Annotated in this window: 15 protein-coding genes; 8 read left to right on the plus strand and 7 right to left on the minus strand. The window is 70.1% G+C overall.

The genetic code is table 11. The features are described from left to right. A partial coding sequence (locus E1295_RS16195) for a hypothetical protein (protein ID WP_220448743.1) occupies positions 1-235 on the minus strand: 235 nt, incomplete at its 3' end. A gap of 362 nt (positions 236-597) precedes the next feature. Here E1295_RS16195 and E1295_RS16200 point away from each other — a divergent pair. After that, complete coding sequence (locus E1295_RS16200) at positions 598-861, plus strand: hypothetical protein (RefSeq protein ID WP_132631107.1); 264 nt, start codon at positions 598-600, stop codon at positions 859-861. Positions 862-1,238: 377 nt separating this feature from the next. Continuing rightward, the gene (locus E1295_RS16205) at positions 1,239-1,580 is read left to right on the plus strand and encodes an STAS domain-containing protein (RefSeq protein ID WP_166427257.1); all 342 of its coding nucleotides are present in this window, start codon (positions 1,239-1,241) and stop codon (positions 1,578-1,580) included. On the opposite strand, the gene E1295_RS16210 is transcribed toward E1295_RS16205, so the two are convergent. The 5 genes from E1295_RS16210 to E1295_RS16230 are packed head-to-tail and all read right to left on the minus strand — an operon-like array spanning position 1,577 to position 8,601. Next, positions 1,577-3,754: a terpene synthase family protein gene (locus tag E1295_RS16210; RefSeq protein ID WP_132631109.1), complete on the minus strand. Its 2,178-nt coding sequence runs from the start codon at positions 3,752-3,754 to the stop codon at positions 1,577-1,579. The genes E1295_RS16205 and E1295_RS16210 overlap by 4 nt on opposite strands. A gap of 13 nt (positions 3,755-3,767) precedes the next feature. Next, on the minus strand, positions 3,768-5,129 hold the full coding sequence (locus E1295_RS16215) for a family 2B encapsulin nanocompartment shell protein (RefSeq protein ID WP_132631159.1): 1,362 nt from the start codon (positions 5,127-5,129) through the stop codon (positions 3,768-3,770). Between the two features lie 35 nt (positions 5,130-5,164). Then, positions 5,165-6,574 carry a family 2B encapsulin nanocompartment shell protein gene (locus E1295_RS16220; RefSeq protein ID WP_132631110.1) on the minus strand — a complete coding sequence of 470 codons (1,410 nt, stop codon included), beginning with the start codon at positions 6,572-6,574 and terminating at the stop codon, positions 5,165-5,167. A gap of 18 nt (positions 6,575-6,592) precedes the next feature. Further along, entirely contained in the window at positions 6,593-7,531 is a 939-nt protein-coding gene (locus E1295_RS16225; RefSeq protein WP_132631111.1) for a 4-hydroxy-3-methylbut-2-enyl diphosphate reductase, read from the minus strand. A 20-nt stretch (positions 7,532-7,551) separates the two neighbouring features. Next, entirely contained in the window at positions 7,552-8,601 is a 1,050-nt protein-coding gene (locus E1295_RS16230; protein ID WP_132631112.1) for a polyprenyl synthetase family protein, read from the minus strand. A gap of 243 nt (positions 8,602-8,844) precedes the next feature. On the opposite strand from E1295_RS16230, the gene E1295_RS16235 reads away from it, so the two are divergent. The 4 genes from E1295_RS16235 (at position 8,845) to E1295_RS16250 (ending at position 11,838) form a co-directional block, all read left to right on the plus strand. Then, positions 8,845-9,894, plus strand: a complete 1,050-nt coding sequence (locus tag E1295_RS16235; RefSeq protein ID WP_132631113.1) for an NAD-dependent epimerase/dehydratase family protein — start codon at positions 8,845-8,847, stop codon at positions 9,892-9,894. 97 nt (positions 9,895-9,991) lie between these two features. After that, positions 9,992-10,453, plus strand: a complete 462-nt coding sequence (locus E1295_RS16240) for an ATP-binding protein (protein WP_166427258.1) — start codon at positions 9,992-9,994, stop codon at positions 10,451-10,453. Positions 10,454-10,516: 63 nt separating this feature from the next. After that, positions 10,517-11,413: a dihydropteroate synthase gene (folP, locus tag E1295_RS16245; RefSeq protein ID WP_220448744.1), complete on the plus strand. Its 897-nt coding sequence runs from the start codon at positions 10,517-10,519 to the stop codon at positions 11,411-11,413. A 17-nt stretch (positions 11,414-11,430) separates the two neighbouring features. After that, entirely contained in the window at positions 11,431-11,838 is a 408-nt protein-coding gene (locus tag E1295_RS16250) for a DnaJ family domain-containing protein (RefSeq protein ID WP_132631115.1), read from the plus strand. 92 nt (positions 11,839-11,930) lie between these two features. Here E1295_RS16250 and E1295_RS52200 read toward each other — a convergent pair whose 3' ends face one another. After that, positions 11,931-14,285, minus strand: a complete 2,355-nt coding sequence (locus tag E1295_RS52200) for a glycoside hydrolase family 6 protein (RefSeq protein ID WP_425465346.1) — start codon at positions 14,283-14,285, stop codon at positions 11,931-11,933. A 318-nt stretch (positions 14,286-14,603) separates the two neighbouring features. Here E1295_RS52200 and E1295_RS16260 point away from each other — a divergent pair, with 318 nt between their 5' ends. Beyond that, a complete protein-coding gene (locus E1295_RS16260) occupies positions 14,604-17,501 on the plus strand; it encodes a glycoside hydrolase family 48 protein (RefSeq protein WP_246080076.1) in 2,898 nt (965 codons plus the stop codon). Continuing rightward, positions 17,444-20,002 (plus strand): glycoside hydrolase family 9 protein, encoded by a 2,559-nt coding sequence (locus E1295_RS16265; RefSeq protein ID WP_132631116.1) that lies wholly within the window; start codon positions 17,444-17,446, stop codon positions 20,000-20,002. Before E1295_RS16260 ends, E1295_RS16265 begins: the two co-directional genes overlap by 58 nt. Positions 20,003-20,015 lie beyond the last annotated feature (13 nt).

Raw genomic sequence — 20,015 nt, forward strand, 5'->3', positions numbered from 1 at the left:
GCCCGCGCACCCCGCCGCCGCCCCACGAGTACGGGACCCCGATCATCTCGATCGCCGCCCGCACGGCGATGGCGCCGACCGGCGAACGCACGGCGACGGCGTTGTCCGCAGCGGTGCGGCAATGGCCCGGCCAGTGCCCGCCGCATCTTCGGGCGGCCAGCGCGGGCGCGGAATGCATGGTGGCCAGAATGGTCAGGGCCAGCGTGATCGGCAGCGACGGCGGTGTTCTTCTCATGGCATATTCAGCGCTCCCGTGACTCGTCGGCGTGCGGTCCACGCCGAGATGTTTCCGCCGGGAGCATTCCGCCATTCCTGTGGGGATGAAACGCCCTTGGGGCATGCGGGGCGCACGTATGGCGATAAGATGAAAAATCGCGCGCGTCTCACTCCGGATAAATCGGGACAGGTCCGGTGTGCCCGAACAGTGCGTGAACGGCGGCCAAGGAAATGGGGTGCGCATTTGACTTTGACTTAGCTAAGCCCGGTTGCGGCGTGCCGGTGGGCGCGAGATTGTTATTCACGAAAACTCGCGGCCCTGTGCGAGCGAATCCGAAGACGCGCATTCCGCGCCGATTCCGACGAAGGAGAAGTAGAGAAATGATGCGTCGCATTCTTGCCGGTGCAGCCATCGCGGGCTTCATGCTGGGCTTCTCGGCCACGAGCGCCTCGGCCGACGTTCCCAACCCCTACAACAAGGGCAAGCAGATCGCGAGCCAGCTGAGCCTCCTCGACGACCTCACCCTGGCCAACGACGTCGGCAACGACTCCGTGAAGTACATCGACGTCCTCACCGCGGGTCACCTGCAGGACATCGACCTCGCCCTCCTGAGCAACCAGGAGAACGTCGGCGACGACAACTGAGCCGTCCGGGGTGGCGGCGGCTCCCCGCGTACGCCCTGACCTGAGCCGCACCGGTAGCCACGTAGCCGTGGCGGCACCTTACCGGCGCCGAGCCCCTGGTCGGCGCGGCGCGAGAGAGAGCTCCCGCCCACCTCGCCGCCTCCGGACAGGCCGGTCCGTCATGCCCGCAGCCGGCGCGGGCACGCCCGGCCTGTCCGGAAAGCGTTAACCGTCATAATTTCCCCGCGATTCGATGTTTTTACATCGATATTTACGTAGCCCCACAAACCTCGTGTAACCTTGGTTCTGGTTAACCGCCAGACGTTCCTGGTGGTCATACCCTGCAGGGAGCATTTCGGCATACAACCCCCGAGTTCGTGTTGGGGGGTGCGGGGAGCGTGAGCGGCGTCGAAGAGCTGCTGCTCTATCAGGACGAGCAGCTGAGCATCGTGGTGCGCCCGGCGCCAGGAGCGCCGGACGTCGCGTTGGTCGGTGAGATCGACGCCACCAACAGCTCCGCCGTGGCCGGCGCCCTGGCCCGCTGCCGCCGAGGCCCCTACGTCGTCGTCGACACCGGCGAACTCACCTTCATCGACGTCTCAGGCCTGCGCGTGCTCGTCATGCCGACCCTGCCGCCCTCGCAACGGTGGATCCGGCTGCACAACGTCACGCCGTACCAGCAGCGGCTGATGCGCATGATGGGGTGGTATTACCAGCCGCGCATCCACGCCCCCACCTAACCCCGGCCGGCGGTGACGACGGCCGCCGAGGTGCCGAGCCCCGTGGGGCCGCCCAGCCGCCACCGCGGCGGCGCCTTGTGCCGGCGCAGCGTCTTCTCGTCGTAGCGGAAACACCCGCGATGCCAGTTGAGGATGGCGGCCAGCCAGTCGCGCAGCTCGGCCACGAACCCGTCGAGATCCTGCCTGGCCTCCGCGTCGAGCCCGAAGGTGTCGCACACGAGCGGCAGCTCGTGCTCCACGATGTGCTCGAACTGCCGCACCCGCGAGGCCAGCAGGTCGCTGACGATGGCCACCGCCGCCGCGTAGTCGCAGTCGAAGAAGTTCTGCACCACCAGGACGCAGTTGTGCACCTCGCCCTCGAACTCGATCTCCTTCTGGTAGGAGAAGATGTCGTTGAGCAGGCAGCCCGCGTCCATCATGGCGTTCGCCAGCGCCACCATCGGCCCGCTGGCATAGACCTCCTCCGGGATGCCCTTGGTGTGGCGCAGCCGGCACAGGCTCATCGTCAGCTCGGAGCCGAAGGTCAGCCTGCGCATCTCGATGTAGTCGACCGGGTCGGGGATGTGGTGGGCCAGCTCGTTGGCCAGCTCCCACAACCAGCCGTCGCACATGTCCTCGATCGCCTTACGCAGTTTGCGGCGGTCGTCGAGCGGCATCGGCCCCGCCGTGCGTGTCCACAGGTCGGCCAGCGAACGCTCCAGCGCGCTCGCGGGCAACGTCGCGGGCACGCCCTCGATCGGCATGAACTCCCCGAACCTGGCCACCGCCACCCGGGCGGCCGCGAAATTGCCCGACCTGCCGAAGACGACCGGGAAGTAGTCGTCGCCGTACGTGCCCCAGGCCAGCCAGCACGCGGCCAGGTCCAGCTCTTCGAGCGAGGCGTCGGGATGCAGGCCCGCCGCGCAGAGCGGCAGGTCGTAGTCGACCAGCTTCTCCTCGTCCCACACCGCCGAGCCAGCCACGCCCGGTTGGGCCTCCAGTATGCCCATCTCCGCGCACCACGCCACGGTGTTACGCCGGGAGGCGTCGAGGTGCGGCGACAACCGCAGCTCGAACGGCACGTAGAGCTCGGGCACGATCGACGGCCCCACCTTCTGGTGCGGCACATGCGTGAAGTTGCGCAGCCGCTTGGCTCCCAGCAGGTCGACCAGGGACGTCATGCCGAGCGGCCGGGTCGCCGTCGCCCGCTTGTTCATGTACCTGCTGGAGCGCATGTGCCACTCGTGCCCGCCCGACTGCCAGTCCTGCAGCCCCTTCACGTAGGCCAGCACGCCGGCCGCGCTGAGCGGGTCGATCGCGTTCTCCACGAACAGCGGCCCGAGCTCCGTGCACGTGGTGTGCTCGAACTGGTGCAGCCGCGAGGTCAGCAGGTCGTTGACCGCGTCGGCCGCCTCCTGCGTCGTGCAGCCGAGGAACTTCTCCAGCACCAGCACCCCGTTGCTCAGCTCACCTTCGTCCCTGACCTCCCGCTCGTAGGAGAACAGGTCGTTGCGCAGGTGGACGGCGTCGGAGAAGGCGTCACGCAGCACCCGCATCGGCCGCGAGGCGGCGATCCGTGCCGGCACCTCGGCCCCGACCGCGTGCTCGACCAGCCCCGCCGACCAGGGCGCGCCGCCGACCTTGCGCCGCATCTCGATGTACTCGACCGGGTTGGCCACCCGGCCCTTGTTGATGTTGGCCAGCTCCCACAACGACTCGTTCAGCAGGTTGCGCGTGCTCTCGGCGAACCGGGCCCGCCAGTCGACGGACATGCCGGGCACCGTACGGACCCACAGGTCGGCCAGCCCCGCCTCGACCGGGTTGGCCGGCTCCGGCATGGTCAGGTCGGCGCCCATCGGCATGAAACGCGGCAGGCGGTCGAGGTAGGTGCGGCCGCCCTCCAGGTCGCCGGTGCGCTTGAACACCTCGAGGAAATGGTCGTCGAAGAAGAAGACCCACACGTACCAGTCGGTGATCAGGCAGAGCTCGGCGCCGTCGCAGTCAGGGTGGGTATAGGCGCACATCAACGGATAGTCGTGGGCGTCGAGGTCGGCCTCCTCCCAGACGCCCGAGCCTTCGAGCATGCCCATGTCGCGTGCCCACCGTTTGGAGTGGTCGCGGGCCTCCTCGAGATGCTGGTTGAGCCGTGCGGGATACGGCATGTAAAAGTCGGGCAGTTCGAACGGCTGGCTCATGGTCACTCCTTCTTCAACGGGCCACCTCGACGTTCTCCAGCACGCCGAGCGCGTCGGGCACCAGGACCGCCGCCGAGTAGTAGGCGCTGACCAGGTAGGAGGCGACGGCTCGCGCGTCGATGCCGGTGCACCGCACGCTGAGCCCGGGCTCGCGCTCGTCGGGCACGCCGCTCTGGCGCAGGCCGACGACGCCCTGGTCCTCCTCACCCGTACGCATGACAAGGATCGAGGTGGTGCCCGCCCGGCTGATCGGGATCTTGTCGCACGGCAGGATGGGCACGCCGCGCCACACGGTCAGCCTGGCGCCGTCGAGCTCGGTGCTGCCCGGATAGAGGCCCGCGGCGGTGCACTCGCGGTGGAAGGCGGCGATGGCCCTGGGGTGGGCGAGGAAATAGCGGGACTTCTTCCTGCGGCAGAGCAGCTCGTCCAGGTCGTCGGGCCCTGGAGGGCCGGTGCGGGTGTGGATGCGCTGCCTGGGGTCGGCGTTGTGCAGCAGGCCGAAGTCACGGTTGTTGACCAGCTGATGTTCCTGCGACTCGCGTACGGCCTCGATCGTCAGCCGCAGTTGTTCCTCGGTCTGGTCCATCGGCTGGTTGAACAGGTCGGCGACCCGGGTGTGCACGCGCAGCACGGTCTGCGACACGCTCAGCTCGTATTCGCGCGGGCCCGGGTCGTAGTCGGCGAACGTGCCGGGCAGCGCGGGCTCGCCCCGGTGCCCGGCGGCGACGGCGATCTCGGCCTCGCCCCACTTGTTCTGGGGTCTGGCCCTGCCGATGCGGTGGCGGGCGAGCTGGGCGCTCAGCGCCGGCGACCGGTCGGCGAGCGTGCGCAGCTCGGTCCAGGGCAGGGCCAGCACCGTGCACGCCGTCACCGCCTCGAGCGTGAACTCCCACGGCTGGTGCTCGTCGCCGGCGTGCTCGCCTCCGGCCAGCGTGCCGAGCGTCACCGGGTCGCCGTACGGGCCCGTGCCGATCCTCGCCGCCTTACCGTGCGCGATCAGCAGCAGCTCGTCGGCCGGCCGCCCGGCGCGTACGATCGCCTCGCCCTGCGCGTATTCCCGCTGCTCGAAGCGGCCCGCGAGCTCGTCGAGCACGGGGTCGTCCGCGAGCCCGCGCAACTGCGGCAGCTCCGCCAGGCTCGGCGGGACGACGCGGAAGCGGGCGCCCGTGGTGACGAAGCCGACCTGGCCGCCGCCGACCGCGTACGTCAGCCGCCGGTTCACCCGATAGACGCCGGCCGCGACGTCCACCCACGGGAGCACCCGCAGCAGCCAGCGGGGAGAGATCTCCCGCGTCTGCGGAGGCGTCTTGGTCGTCGTCGCGAGCGTGCGAGCCGCCGCCGTGTCGAGGCTCAGCCGCTGGTCGGTCTCCGTCAACACGATCACCACCAATCACTGGGACCCTGCGCGGGTCAGCCGTTCCTGCCGAGCTCGACGTCCTCCAGGAGCCCGAGCGCGTCGGGCACCAGCACGGCGGCCGAGTAGTAGACGCTGACCAGGTAGGAGATGACGGCCTTCTCGTTGATGTTCATGAAGCGGACCGACAGGCTGGGCTGGTATTCGTCGGGGATGCCCGTCTGGTGCAGGCCGACGACGCCCTGGTTCTCCTGGCCGGTGCGCATGAGCATGATCGACGTGGTGCGGGCGCCGCTGACCGGGATCTTGTTGCACGGGAAGATCGGCACGCCCCGCCAGGCCGGCACGCGGTGCCCGTTGACCTCGCTCGCCTGCGGGTAGACGCCGCGCTTGCTGCACTCCCTGCCGAAGGCGGCGATGGCCTGCGGGTGCGCCAGGAAGAACGCGGGCTCCTTCCACACCACGGACAGCAGGTCGTCGAGGTCGTCGGGCGTGGGAGGACCGGAACGGGTGCGGATGCGCTGGCCGAAGTCGGTGTTGTGGAGCAGGCCGAATTCGCGGTTGTTGACCAGCTCGTGCTCCTGGCGCTCGCGCAGCGCCTCGATCGTCAGGCGGAGCTGCTGGTCGAGCTGGTTCATCGGCTGGTTGTACAGGTCGGAGACCCGGCTGTGCACGCGCAGGACCGTCTGCGCCACGCTCAGCTCGTATTCGCGCGGGCTCTGCTCGTAGTCGACGAAGGTGCCGGGCAGCACGGCCTCGCCGGTGTGGCCGGCCGACATGTCGATCGCGGCCTCGCCATAGTCGTTCTGGGCGCGGTCGACGCCGGTGCGCCGGCTCTCCACGTGGGCGCGCAACTCGGGCGAGCGCTCCAGCACCTGCTCGAAGTCCTGGCGGGAAAGGGTCAGCACGGTGGTGGCGGTCTTGGCCCTGGCGGTGAACGCGAACTCGCCGCCGCCCGTCAGGACCTGCTCGCCGAGGTGGTCACCGTCGGCCAGGACGCCGAGATTCTGCTCGTCGCCGTAGGCGCCGCGGCTGACCTTGCCCACCCGGCCGTGGGCGATCAGCACCAGCCGGTCGACCGGGCCGCCCTCCGTCACGATCTTCTCGCCGGCCTCGATCTCCTGTTGCGCGAAGCGATCGGCCAGCGCCTGGAGCACCTCCATGTCGTCGAAACCGCGTAGCACGTGCAGCTCGGTGAGCTCGGCGGGGATGACCCGCACGTTGGAGCCGGTCGTGCTGAAGGTGATGCGGCCGTCGCCGAGGGTGTAGGTCAGCCGCCGGTTGACCCGGAACACGCCTCCGGAGCACTGCACCCACGGCAGCAGCCGCAGCAGCCACCGCGAGGTGATCTCCTGCATCTGCGGGGGCGTCTTGGTCGTCGTGGAGAGTTGCCTCGCGGCATCGGTGCTGAGGCTGAGCTGCCCCGTGCCGTCCTCCGGGGCCTGGGACTGGGTCGTTTCTGTCATCGTGCACCACCAATCTCGTTAGGGTTCGCGTGGGGATCTGAGCTCGGGAGGAAGTGAGAACGTGAGGGTCTCCTCGGTCAAGGTCACCGGCTCGACGTCGGCGTATCCGCGGGCGGCGAGCCAGCCGAGTAATTCCTCGACGAGCCCCTCCGGCACGGACGCGCCGGAGCTGACCCCGACGGTCCGCACGCCCGCCAGCCACCGCTCGTCGGCGTCGCAGGCCCGGTCGATCAGGTAGGCCGCGCCGGCGCCCGCGTTGACGGCGACCTCGACGAGCCGGCGGGAGTTGGAGGAGTTGGCCGAGCCGACGACGATGACCAGGTCGCATCTGGAGGCGATGCTGGTGACGGCCTCCTGGCGGTTCTGGCTGGCGTAGCAGATGTCGTCGCTCGGCGGGTCGGCCAGAGCGGGGAAGCGCCCCCGCAGCTCTTCGACGGCGCGCATGGTCTCGTCCACGGCCAGCGTGGTCTGCGACAACCAGGCCACCGGCGCCGAGCCGTCGGCGGTGAGGTCTTCGGTGCGGGCCGGATCGACGACGTGGATGCGGCCGGGGGCCTCACCGACCGTGCCCTCGACCTCCTCGTGCTCGGCGTGGCCGATCAGCACGATCTCGTAGCCCGCCTCGGCCATGCGCACGGCCTCCTTGTGCACCTTGGTGACCAGCGGGCAGGTCGCGTCGATCGTCGCGAGCCCGCGCAGCCGCGCCTCCTCCTTGACCGCCGGCGCGACGCCGTGGGCCGAGAAGACGACGAGCGCGCCGTCGGGGACCTCGTCGAGCTCGTCGACGAAGACCGCGCCGCGGCCGGTCAGGTCGTGGATCACCGACGTGTTGTGCACGATCTGCTTGCGCACGTAAACGGGTGGTCCGAAGCGGTCGAGCGCCTCTTCGACGGTGGTGATCGCACGTTCGACGCCCGCGCAGAAGCCGCGCGGGGCGGCGAGAAGTACCCGTCCCATCGGGATGCCCCTTCGAATCGTCAGGTTGTACGGTGTGCGAGCTGGTCGGCCAGGACGGTCAGCGCCTGCTCCGCCTCCGGTTTGATCTGGGCCGCGGCCAGCGCCGCCAGGGCCGCGCTCACGCGCTCCTCGATCATCGACTCGACCTTGGCCGGCGCCCCCGTGTCGGCCAGGATCTGGCGTAGCTCGCCCGCGCGTTCCTCCGACAGCTCCGGGTCGCCGTGCCAGCGTTGGAGATGGGCGAGCTGCGCGGGCGAGGCGTGCTGCACGGCGTGCGCGTACATGACCGTGTGCTTGCCCTCGCGCAGGTCGTCGAGCGCCGACTTGCCGGTCTCCGACGACGTGCCGAACGTGCCCAGCATGTCGTCGCGCAGCTGGAACGCCTCGCCCAGCGGCAGGCCGAAGTCGGAGTAGGAGTCGAGCAGTTCGAGCGGGGCGCCGGCCAGGGCGCCGCCGATCTGCAGCGGGCGCTCGACGGTGTATTTCGCGGTCTTGTAACGGATCATGGTGAGTGCCTCGTCCACGCTCGCCCCCGAGCGGAGCTGGCCGAGGATGTCGAGATACTGGCCGCTGATGACCTCGGTGCGCATGGCGTCGAACAGGTGGTGCGCGGCGCGCAGTCGCGGCGGCTCGGCCCCGCAGGACGACAGCAGCGCGTCGGACCAGGCGAGGCTCAGCGTGCCCAGCAGGATGCCGCCCGCCTGGCCGAACGCCTCCGCGCCCGGGCCCGTGTGCAGCTCGGCCAGGTTTCTGTGCACGGTCGCCCGGCCCCGGCGCAGCTGGCTGCCGTCCATGATGTCGTCGTGGATGAGCAGGCCCGCGTGGCACAGCTCCAGGGCGGCGGCGGCACTGATGATCTCGTCGCAGTCGTCGCCGCCCGCGCCGCGCCAGCCCCAGTAACACAGCTGCGGCCTGATGCGCTTGCCGCCGCTCAGGATGAAGTCGGTCAGCAGCCCGTAGGCCGCCTCCACACCCGGGTCGGAGACAGGGGCCCGCCAGTCGTCGAGGAAGGCGGCCAATCTCCGGTCGACACGTGCAGCGAGGTGGTGCTGGGTGAAGCTCACCGGCATGCGAACGGCTCCTTATCGCTCCGACCGAGTCGCTACCAATAGTTAGTCACCCAATACGGAGAGTGTAAAGTGTCTTTTGGTACTGGCGTTGTGATCGACCAGGCCACTACCGGTCGCTGACGCGCGGCCGACGTCTCCCGCGCCGCAGGTCGCCACCGTGCCCGCAGGGCCGCCCGCCTGATCAGGCCGCCTGCGCGCGGTCCCGGCGGGTTTCGCGCTCCCGGGGTGGGGCAGCGAGGTCGCATGAGAGTCGTGGTGGTGGGAGCCACAGGAAACGTCGGCACCAGCCTCGTACGCGCGCTCGCCGCGGACAGCGAAGTGACCTCGATCGTCGGAGTCGCCCGCCGGCTGCCCGGATGGCGGGCCGACAAGACCGACTGGCGGCAGGCCGACGTGGCGAGCGACGACCTGGTGCGGATCTTCGACGGCGCCGACGCCGTGGTGCACCTCGCCTGGTTGTTCCAGCCGACCAGGGATCCCGCGACGACGTGGCGGGCCAACGTGCTGGGCAGCATGCGGGTGTTCAGGGCCGCGGCGGAGGCGGGGGTGCCCGCGCTGGTGCACGCCTCGTCCGTGGGGGCGTACTCGCCGGGGTCGAAGGACCGGCCGGTGGACGAGAGCTGGCCCACGCACGGCTGGCCGGGGGCGGCGTACGGGCGGGAGAAGGCCTACGTGGAGCGGGTGCTCGACGTCTTCGAGCACGACCACCCGGGCATCCGCGTGGTGCGGATGCGGCCCGGCTTCATCTTCCAGCGGGCCGCCGCCACCGAGCAGCGCCGGTTGTTCGGGGGGCCGTTCGTGCCGGGGCGGCTGATCAGGCCGGGCGTGATCCCGTTCGTCCCCGACGTCCCGGGGCTGCGGCTGCAGGTGTTGCACGCGCGGGACGCGGCGCAAGCCTTCCGGCTGGCCGTCACCAAGGACGTACGCGGCCCGTTCAACCTCGCCGCCGAGCCCGCGCTCGACCCGCACGACCTCGCCGAGATGCTCGGCACCCGCACCGTGCGCGTGTCGTCGCAGATGGCCAGGGCGGCCGTCGCGGCCGCCTGGCGGCTGCGGCTCGCGCCGGCGTCGCCGGGGCTCCTGGAGCTGGCTCTGAGCATCCCGCTCATGGACGTGCGGCGGGCCAGGGACGTGCTGGGCTGGACACCGGAGTACTCGTCGCAGGAGGCGATGCGGGAGTTGTTCCGAGGGCTGCGCGACGGCGCCGGCATGGACACCGGGCCGCTCGCCCCCGACCGCGGGCCGGCACGCCGGATACGCGAGCTCGCCACCGGCGTAGGAGGACGCCCGTGAACCGATGACCCGTGACCGCACCGGAACAGACCGTCAGCGAAACGTCGTGCCCCCCTCAAATTGCGCGTCGGCGACCAGGCGAGGTGGGAGGCCTGCCATGGGCACCCTGTTGACCCAGCCCTTCACGCTCGACGATGTCTCCACGCTGCGCCGGTCGGTGGCCTGCTGCGCGGAGCGCTCGGGGCTGAGCGGCTCGCGGCTGGAGGACTTCGTGCTGGCCGTGCACGAGAGCGTGGTCAACGCCGTCGAGCACGCGGGCGGGCACGGGCACCTCACGCTGTGGACGGTCGACGGGGTCATCCGCGCGGAGACCACCGACAGCGGGCCGGGCATCCCCGAGGAGTACATCGACCGCCACCACCTGCCGTCGGACTTCGCGGCGTCGGGCAGGGGCATCTTCCTGATCCGCGCGTTGTGCGACGCGGCCGACTTCCGCACCGGCCCGCGCGGCACCACCGTCAGGCTCACCATGCGGTTAAGGCCACAGGATCGCGGAGCCGAGGAGAGGATCGGGTCGCTGTCCTCAGGAGGACGGGGGGCGGGCCCCTCCACGTGGTGATCCCTGGCCGTCTGACCTGGCGGGGGGCCGGGTAGGCTCGGGGGGACGGAAAGGGACCACCACGTGAGCGCCGACACACCCTCACTCGGGATCATCTCCCCGGTCCGGCGCATCGGGCGGCGGGAGTTCGACTTCGAGCGCCAGGTCGCCATCATGGCCATCGTCAACCGGACTCCCAACTCCTTCCACGACCGGGGCCGCACCTACGCGCTCGACGGCGCCGTCGCGGCGGCGCGCAGGGCCGTCGCCGAGGGCGCCGACTGGGTCGACGTCGGCGGGTTCGCCTTCAGCGCCGACCAGGAGCAGATCCCGGCCGAGGAGGAGATCGAGCGGGTCGTGCCGGTGATCGCGGAGGTCAGGGCCGTCACCGACGCCGTGATCTCCGTCGACACGCACAGGGCCGAGGTGGCGCGGGCGGCCATCAAGGCAGGCGCCGACGTCATCAACGACACCAACGGCCTGCGCGAGCCCGGCATCGCGGAGACGGCGGCGGCGACCGGCGCCGGCGTGATCGTCACCCACAGCCTCGGCGGCCCCGGCCGGCGGATCGTGCGGCCCAGCTACGCGGACGTCGTCACCGAGGTGGCCGCGTTCCTGCGCGAGCGGGTCGAGTTCGCGCTGAAGGCGGGCATCGCGCCCGACCGCATCATCATCGACCCGGGCCACGACCTGAACAAGAACACCTACCACTCGCTGGAGCTCACCCGCCGGCTCGACGAGATCACCTCGATGGGCTACCCGACGCTGGCGGCGCTGTCCAACAAGGACTTCATCGGCGAGACCCTCGACCGCCCCCAGGGCGAGCGCACCGAGGGCACGATCGCGGCCAACGTCGTCGCGATCCTCAAGGGCGCGCGCGTCCTGCGGGTGCACGACGTGGCCGCGACGGTCGCGTCCGTACGCATGACCGAGGCCGTGCTCGGCTGGCGCGGCCCGCTCGCCCCCGCCCACAACCTGTGACGTGAGGAGAGTCGCACGTGACCGAGCGCAAGCCGCCAGGGATGCCCTACGAGAGCTGGATCGACCGGCAGATCCGCGAGGCGGAGGCGCGCGGCGAGTTCGACGACCTGCCGGGCAAGGGCAAGCCGCTGCCCGGCCTCGACAGGGAACTGGACGATCTGTGGTGGGTCAAGCAGAAGGTGGAGAGCGAAGGCCTGTCGATGCCCCTGCCGCCCACGCTGGCACTGCGCAAGGACGCCGAGCAGGCGCTGGCCGAGGCGCGGGGCGCCCGTACGGAGACCGAGGTGCGGCACGTCATCGAGGACATCAACGGCCGCATCCGTGAGGCGATCAGGACGGGGTTGCCGGGCCCGCCGCTCAACCTCATGCCCTACGACGTCGACGAGATCGTCTCGGAGTGGCGCAGGGCGCATGGCGTGACGTGAATCGGGGCCCGGGCGCCACTCTCGTGCGCCCGGGCCCCCTCAGGCGGGCTGGGGGACCCGGGTCAGGCGGGTCCCGCCGGCCGGCCGGGCCTTCAGTTGATCGGCGGGTAGGCGTTCGCCAGCAGCTCGCGGAACTGCGCCGAGAACCACTGGCCCGAGATCGGCGCGTCCGGCAGCGCGCCCGTCAGGTTGTTGCCGTTGAGGTCGTTGCCGCGGTAGGTCGGGTCGCACATCCGGTCGAACCGCTTGCCCTGGTCGTTGTCGATCTCCTCACTGGAGCCGTCGGACTCGCCGGGAGGCTTGACCCAGACATAGGCGTCCAGACCGCTCGCCGGGTTGGCGGTCGGCCGCTCGCCCATGCCGGCGCCGCTCTGGTTGCACCAGTTGCCGGCGTGGATGCGCCGGTCGGCCCGGGACTCTTCGACGAACTGGTTGACGTTGGTCGCGGAGCTCGGGCCGCTCGGGCGGTCAGAGCCGCCCCAGCCGTTGCGCGAGGTGTCGATCAGCATGCCGAGCCCGCTTCTGAAGCCCTTGGCGATCAAGGCGCTGCGCAGGTCGCGGGCGAAGGTGAGCTCGTCGACGTAGTAGTTCCAGTCCACCCAGTCCGACTGGCGGACGGAGGTGCCGTTCACCGTCGTGTCGATGGTGAAGTGGGGTTCCGTGGTGATCGAGTAGTTGGCGGTGTTGACGATGAAGCCGTCCACGCTGTCCACGCCGGCCTGGGCACCGGCGACGGTCTCGTAGAACAGGTCGACCGCGGGCTGGAAGTTCGAGTCCCAGCCCAGCCAGGCGTGGTGGGCGGCGTCGACGTAGGTGTAGACGTTGGTGATGGCGTGCAGCTGGTCGAGCGCGTAGCGGACGCCGTCACGGTAGCCGCCGGGGCCGTCCGCCTCGCGGCAGTCCTCGAACTGGTCGGTGTTGGTGATCAGGTTCGGCAGCGAGTCGGGCTCGATGATCGTGACGATGCGCAGGTTGGCGTACTGCGGGTCGTCGAGGATGTCGGCGATCGGGTCGATGTACTCGTTCTTGTAGCGGTTGAACCCGTCCTCCGAGATGCGCAGCTCGCCGTTGGAGGCCAGCGCCGAGCAGTCGCGGTTGGGCAGGTTGTAGATGACGACCTGGATGGTCAGCGGCGTGGAGCCGTTGGCGGCGTCCTGGCTGACGGCCTCGTCGAGGTGCTCGCGCAGGCTCATGGCCTCGTCGGAGCCGCCGATGGCGGCGATCCTGTCCATCCACACGGCGGTCGAGATGTCGGCCACCGCGGATCCGCCGGGCTCGGCCGCGGCCATGGCCGACCAGTTCGGGTTCACGTAGCCGGTGGCGCCGGCGTACGGGTTCTCGACGTGCTGGCCGGGGTTGGGGTCGCCGTCGTCGTCGGCCTCGGTGGCGGTGACCGTCCGGGAGGTCAGGCCGGTCGAGGCGACGGTGAAGGCGCGGGTGCCGTTGGCGGTGTCGGAGTCCTGGGCGGCGGCCAGGGTCACGGTCTGCGGGGTGTTCCAGTTGGAGGTGGTGAAGGTCAGCGAGCCGCCGGAGCCGACGGTCAGGTCGCTGTCGCCGCTGCCTCCCGTCGAGGTGACGGTCACGCTCGACGAGGGCTGCTGGGCCAGGCGTACGGTGTACGTGCCGGTCGAGCCCTCGGGTACGGTCACCGACGTCGGCGAGACGATGATCGACTGCTCCGTGGTGGCGTCGTCGTCCACCTCGGTCGCGGTGACCGTGGTGCCGGTGACGCCGGTGCCGGTGACGCTGAAGGACGCCGTGCCCGCCGCGGTGTCGCTGTCCTGGGCGGCGGCCAGGGTCACGGTCTGCGGGGTGTTCCAGTTGGACGGGGTGAAGGTCAGCGAGCCGCCGGAGCTGACGGTCAGGTCGGCGTCACCGCTGGTGCGGGTGGTGGTGACGGTGACGTTCGAGCTGGGGGCCGAGGAGAGCCGGGTCGTGAACGTGGCCGTGCCGCCCTCGTTCACGGCGACCGCGCTGGTCGAGGTGGTCACCGTCGGGTTGACCGGGGCGGTGTCGCCACAGGTGGTGCCGTTGACGCTGAACGACGTGGGGTCGGGGTTGCTGCCCGTCCAGGTGCCGTTGAAGCCGACGGAGATGGACGCGCCGCCGGCCAGGCTGCCGTTGTAGGACATGTTGGCGCCGGTGACACGGGTGCCCGACTGGCTCCACTGGGCACCCCACCCGCTCGGGGTGTACTTCTGACCCGTGGTCGGGTAGTCGAAGGCCAGCGTCCACGAGCTGAGCGCGTCGCCGGTGTTCTTCAGCGTGATGTTCGCGGTGAAACCGCCCTGACCTGGGCTGCTCGTCCACGAATTGGCGGAGTAGGTCACGTCGCAGGCGACCGCGGCGCTCGCGGCCGTGCTCTGGCCGACGACGAGCCCTAAGGCCGCGACGCTCACGGCGGTCATGGTCACGGCCCATTTGCGGAGGCCGCGTTGGAGTCTCACGAGCGATCATCTCCAGTGCTAGGTGGCTGGGAGCGCTCCCATGGTGAGCCGGACTCGCAGCCGTGTACAGAGGCCCGTCCCCGCCGGACTCCCCGCCGCCCCGCATGCTCGCCGAATGCCCCATGATGGGTGTGAAACTTTCATCCCGGGCAGCCTGGTGAGAGGAAGCGAGGGGGTCGCCGGGACGCCGTTCCGTTGACATACGCCGGGGCACATCCACAATCCATCGTGGGAGCGCTCCCACACCCCCTACTCCCTGGAGACCCCGTGAAGTACAGACCTCCCCCCATCCTGACGCGCTTATCGAGGCGACTGGCCGTGGCCACGACGCTCGTCCTCGTGGCGAGCGCGACCGCGGCCGTGGCCGCCGCCCCCGCCCAGGCGGCCGTGGCCTGTGACGTCACCTACACGGCCAACCAATGGACGAGCGGCCAAGGTCAGGGCGGTTTCACCGCGAACATCACGCTGAAGAACACCGGCGACGCGCTCAGCTCGTGGACGCTGGCCTTCGACTACCCGACCACGGGCCAGAAGTACACCCCGAGCGGCTGGGGTGCTAACTGGAGCCAGTCGGGCACCCGCGTCACCGGCACCAACATGCCGTGGAACGGCAACCTCGCCTCGGGCGCGTCCGTCTCCGTCGGCTTCAACGGCACCTGGACGGGCAGCAACCCCGCCCCCACGTCGTTCAGCGTCAACGGCACCACCTGCGGCGGCGAGGACGACAACGCCGCCCCCACCGTGTCGCTGACCTCGCCGTCGGCCGGCCAGACCTACACCGCCCCGGCCGGCGTGGCCATCGCGGCGAACGCGGCCGACTCCGACGGCACGATCTCGAAGGTCGACTTCTACCAGGGCTCCACCCTGCTCGGCACCGACACCTCCGCGCCGTACGCCTACAACTGGACCGGCGTGGCGGCGGGCAGCTACTCGATCACCGCGAGGGCCACCGACAACGGCGGCGCGACCACGACCTCGGCGCCCGTCGGGATCACCGTCACGCAGAACACCGGCCCCGCGCTCGTCGTCAGCCCCACCTCCCTGTCGGTGCCCGAAGGCGGCACCGCGAGCTTCGGCGTGAAACTGTCGCAGGCGCCCTCGGCCGGCGTGACCGTCTCGGTCGCCCGCGCGAGCGGTGACGCGGACCTCACCGTCTCCAGCGGCGCCACCAGGACGTTCACCACGTCCAACTGGGACACCGAGCAGAACGTCACGCTCGCGGCGGCCGACGACTCCGACACGACCAGCGGCTCGGCCGTCTTCCGGGTCAGCGCCACCGGCTACGACCCCGTCGAGGTCACCGCCAACGAGGCCGACGACGACGTGGGCGGCGGCAACGAGTACGTCCAGCGCTTCGTCGAGCTCTACAACGAGCTGCACGACCCGGACAACGGCTACTTCTCGCCCGAGGGTGTGCCGTACCACTCGATCGAGACGTTCATGGTCGAGGCGCCGGACCACGGGCACGAGACCACCTCCGAGGCCTACAGCTACTACCTGTGGCTGGAGGCGGTCTACGGGCAGGTCACCGGCGACTGGTCGAAGTTCAACGACGCCTGGACCTCGCTGGAGACGTACATCATCCCGTCGACGGAGGACCAGCCGACCAACTCCTTCTACGACCCGTCCAAGCCGGCCACGTACGCGGCCGAGCACCTGGAGATCAGCAACTACCCGACCGCGATGGACTCCGGCGTCACCGTGGGCACCGACCCGCTGGCCAGTGAGCTGCAGAGCGCGTACGGCACCCGGGACATCTACGGCATGCACTGGCTGCTCGACGTCGACAACACCTACGGCTTCGGCCGTTGCGGCGACGGCACCACCAAACCCACCTACATCAACACCTACCAGCGTGGTCCGGAGGAGTCGGTCTTCGAGACGATCCCGCAGCCGTCCTGCGACACGTTCGAGCACGGCGGGCCGAACGGCTACCTGGACCTGTTCATCGAGGACAGCTCCTACGCCAAGCAGTGGAAGTACACCAACGCCCCCGACGCCGACGCGCGGGCCGTGCAGGTGGCGTACTGGGCGCTGACCTGGGCCAAGGAGCAGGACAAGGAGTCGGAGATCTCCGAGACGGTGGCCAAGGCCGCCAAGATGGGCGACTACCTGCGCTACGCGATGTACGACAAGTACTTCAAGCAGCCCGGGTGCACCAGCCCCTCGTGCCCGGCGGGCTCCGGCAAGAACTCGGCCGCGTACCTGCTGAACTGGTATTACGCCTGGGGCGGCGCGACCGACTCCAACGCGGGCTGGGCCTGGCGCATCGGTTCGAGCCACAACCACGCCGGCTACCAGAACCCGTTCGCGGCCTGGGCGCTGTCCAACGTGGACGAGCTCAAGCCGAAGAGCGCGACCGGCGCCTCCGACTGGGGCACCAGCCTGACCCGCCAGCTGCAGTTCTACACCTGGCTGCAGTCGGACGAGGGCGGGATCGCCGGCGGCGCGACCAACAGCTGGGAGGGCCACTACGACAACCCGCCGAGCGACCTGCCGAAGTTCCACGGCATGGCCTACGACTGGCAGCCGGTCTACCACGACCCGCCGTCGAACCAGTGGTTCGGCTTCCAGGCGTGGACGATGGAGCGGGTGGCCGAGCTCTACAACGTCACCGGCAACGCCGACGCCAAGGCGCTGCTCGACAAGTGGGTGGAGTGGGCGCTCGACAACACCACGGTCAACGCCGACGGCACCTACGAGATCCCGTCCACGCTGCGGTGGAGCGGCGCGCCCGCGGGTGACTTCTCCGCCACCTCCGGCATGCCGCCGGCCAACCCCGGCCTGCACGTGACGGTCCTGGACCACACGCAGGACGTGGGCGTCGCCGGTTCGTACGCCAAGGTGCTGATGTACTACGCGGCCAGGGCGAACCACGCCGAGGCGCGCGACACGGCCAAGGCGCTGCTCGACGGCGTCTGGGCCAACCGCGACGAGGCGGGCGTGTCGGTGCCGGAGACCAAGGCCGACTACCGCCGCATCACCGACCCGGTGTACGTGCCGCCGGGCTGGAGCGGCGAGATGCCCAACGGCGACCCGATCAACGAGGACTCCACGTTCCTGTCGATCAGGTCGTTCTACGAGGACGACCCCGACTGGCCGAAGGTCGAGGCCTTCCTGAACGGCGGCGAGGCGCCGGTCTTCAACTACCACCGGTTCTGGGCGCAGGTGGACGTCGCCGTCGCGCTCGCCGAGTACGGACGGCTCTTCCCGTGAGAAAGGCAGCCTTCATAGCCGCGGTGTCGCTGGTCCTGCCCCTGGTGACAGGGGCGGGGCCGGCGGCCCGCGCCGCCGAGCCCGCCTTCGCCTACGGCGAGGCGCTGCAGAAGTCGTTGTGGTTCTACGAGGCCCAGCAGTCGGGCGAACTGCCCGCGTGGAACCGCGTCTCCTGGCGCGGCGACTCGGCCTTGAACGACGGCGACGACGTGGGCGTGGACCTCACGGGCGGCTGGTACGACGCGGGCGACCACGTCAAGTTCGGCTTCCCGATGGCGTTCTCCGCCACCATGCTGGCCTGGGGCGCGGTGGAGTACCGCGACGCCTACGAGGACTCCGGCCAGCTCACCCACCTGCTCGACAACCTCAGGTTCGTCAACGACTACTTCGTCAAGGCGCACCCGTCGCCGAACGTGCTCTACGGGCAGGTCGGCAACGGCGGCACGGACCACGCCTGGTGGGGTCCGGCCGAGGCGATGGGGATGGAGCGGCCGGCGTACAAGATCGACGCCTCGTGCGGGGGGTCGGACCTGGCGGGGGAGACGGCGGCGGCGATGGCGGCTTCCTCGATCGTCTTCCGCCCGACCGATCCGGAGTACGCCGACACGCTGGTGACGCACGCCGAGCAGCTGTACTCCTTCGCCGACACCGTCAGGAAGAAGTACACCGAGTGCATCACCGACGCCTCCAGCTACTACAACTCCTGGAGCGGCTACAACGATGAGCTGGTGTGGGGCGCGATCTGGCTCTACCGGGCCACGGACGACGCCTCCTACCTGGCCAAGGCCGAGGCCGGCTACGACAACCTCGGCAACGAGCCGCAGACCAGCACCAAGTCGTACAAGTGGACGATCGCCTGGGACGACAAGTCCTACGGCGCGTACGTGCTGCTGCACAAGCTGACCGGCAAGCAGCGGTACCTGGACGACGCCAACCGCTGGCTCGACTGGTGGACGGTCGGCGTGAACGGCTCCAAGGTGGCGTACTCGCCGGGCGGGCAGGCCGTGCTCGACCGGTGGGGCTCGCTGCGGTACGCGGCCAACACCGCGTTCGCGGCGCTCGTGCACAGCGACTCGATCACCGACGCCACCCGCAAGGCCCGCTACCACGACTTCGCGGTCGGCCAGATCGACTACGCGCTCGGGGACAACCCGCGCAACTCCTCGTACGTGATCGGCTTCGGCGCCAACCCGCCGGAGAACCCGCACCACCGTACGGCGCACGGCTCGTGGAGCGACCAGATCACCAACCCCGAGCAGACCCGCCACACCCTGTACGGAGCCCTCGTCGGCGGACCGCCCGACCCGAACGACGCCTACACCGACGAGCGTGACGACTACGTCATGAACGAGGTCGCCACCGACTACAACGCGGGCTTCACCAGCGCGCTGGCCCGGCTCTACCAGGAGTACGGGGGCGCACCCGCGGCGGGCTTCCCGCAGGAGGAGACCCCGGACGGGCCCGAGATCTTCGTCGAGGCCGGCGTGAACGCGTCGGGTCCGGGCTTCACGGAGATCAAGGCCATCGTGCGCAACCAGTCGGCCTGGCCCGCCAGGGTGCTGTCCGACGGTGCGTTGCGCTACTACTTCACCCTCGACGGCTCGACGACGGCCTCGCAGATCACGGTGTCGTCGGCCTACACGCAGTGCGCGCAGCCCACGCTCCACCCCTCGGGCGGCTCCACGTACTACGTGCGCATCGACTGCTCGGGCGAGGACATCGCCCCGGCAGGACAGTCGCAGCACCGCAGGGAGGTGCAGTTCAGGATCTCCAGCGCGGGCACGTGGGACCCGGCCGACGACTGGTCGTACCAGGGCATTCCCACCACGCCCGGCGCGACGCCGGAGAGGACCGAGCGCATCACCCTGCACAGCGGCGACTCCATGATCTGGGGTGAGCCCCCTGGTCCGGACGTGGAGGACGACACTGCGCCCAGCAAGCCCGGCACGCCCGAGGTCTCCGCGATCACGGGTTCGACCGCCAGGCTCGGCTGGACGTCCTCCACGGACAACGTGGGAGTGGCCGGCTATGACGTCTACCTGGGGTCCACCAAGGTAGGCACGGCCACGAGCACGTCCTACGACCTGACCGGGCTCACCCCTTCCACCGAGTACACCGCCCACGTGGTGGCCAGGGACGCGGCGGGCAACACCTCGCCGCCGTCGGACGACGCGACGTTCACCACCTCGGACACGCCTGCGCCCACCGACGCGTGCGTGGCGGAGTTCGAGGTGACGAACGCCTGGGGCGGCGCGTACCAGGCCGAGGTGACGGTGCGCAACGGTGGCACGGAGGCGATCGGCGGCTGGCGGGTCGCCTGGACCTCGCAGGGCTCGATCACCCAGCTCTGGGGCGGAAAGCACACCGTCTCGGGCTCGACGGTCACCGTCGCGAACGAGGCGTGGAACGGCTCGCTCGCCGCCGGCGCCGCCACCACGTTCGGCTTCATCGCGAACGGAACCCCTGCCACACCGGATCCGATCACCTGCACTCCCGCATGAGCGGCGTCCCGCC

Origin of the sequence: Nonomuraea mesophila, from assembly GCF_004352805.1 — a bacterium.
Classification (GTDB): domain Bacteria; phylum Actinomycetota; class Actinomycetes; order Streptosporangiales; family Streptosporangiaceae; genus Nonomuraea; species Nonomuraea longispora.

Coding starts and splice junctions, on each gene's coding strand:
- E1295_RS16200 (WP_132631107.1), top strand. CDS start 598: ATGATGCGTCGCATTCTTGCCGGTGCAGCCATCGCGGGCTTCATGCTG.
- E1295_RS16210 (WP_132631109.1), bottom strand. CDS start 3,754: ATGAGCCAGCCGTTCGAACTGCCCGACTTTTACATGCCGTATCCCGCA.
- E1295_RS16220 (WP_132631110.1), bottom strand. CDS start 6,574: ATGACAGAAACGACCCAGTCCCAGGCCCCGGAGGACGGCACGGGGCAG.
- E1295_RS16225 (WP_132631111.1), bottom strand. CDS start 7,531: ATGGGACGGGTACTTCTCGCCGCCCCGCGCGGCTTCTGCGCGGGCGTC.
- E1295_RS16230 (WP_132631112.1), bottom strand. CDS start 8,601: ATGCCGGTGAGCTTCACCCAGCACCACCTCGCTGCACGTGTCGACCGG.
- E1295_RS16235 (WP_132631113.1), top strand. CDS start 8,845: ATGAGAGTCGTGGTGGTGGGAGCCACAGGAAACGTCGGCACCAGCCTC.
- E1295_RS16240 (WP_166427258.1), top strand. CDS start 9,992: ATGGGCACCCTGTTGACCCAGCCCTTCACGCTCGACGATGTCTCCACG.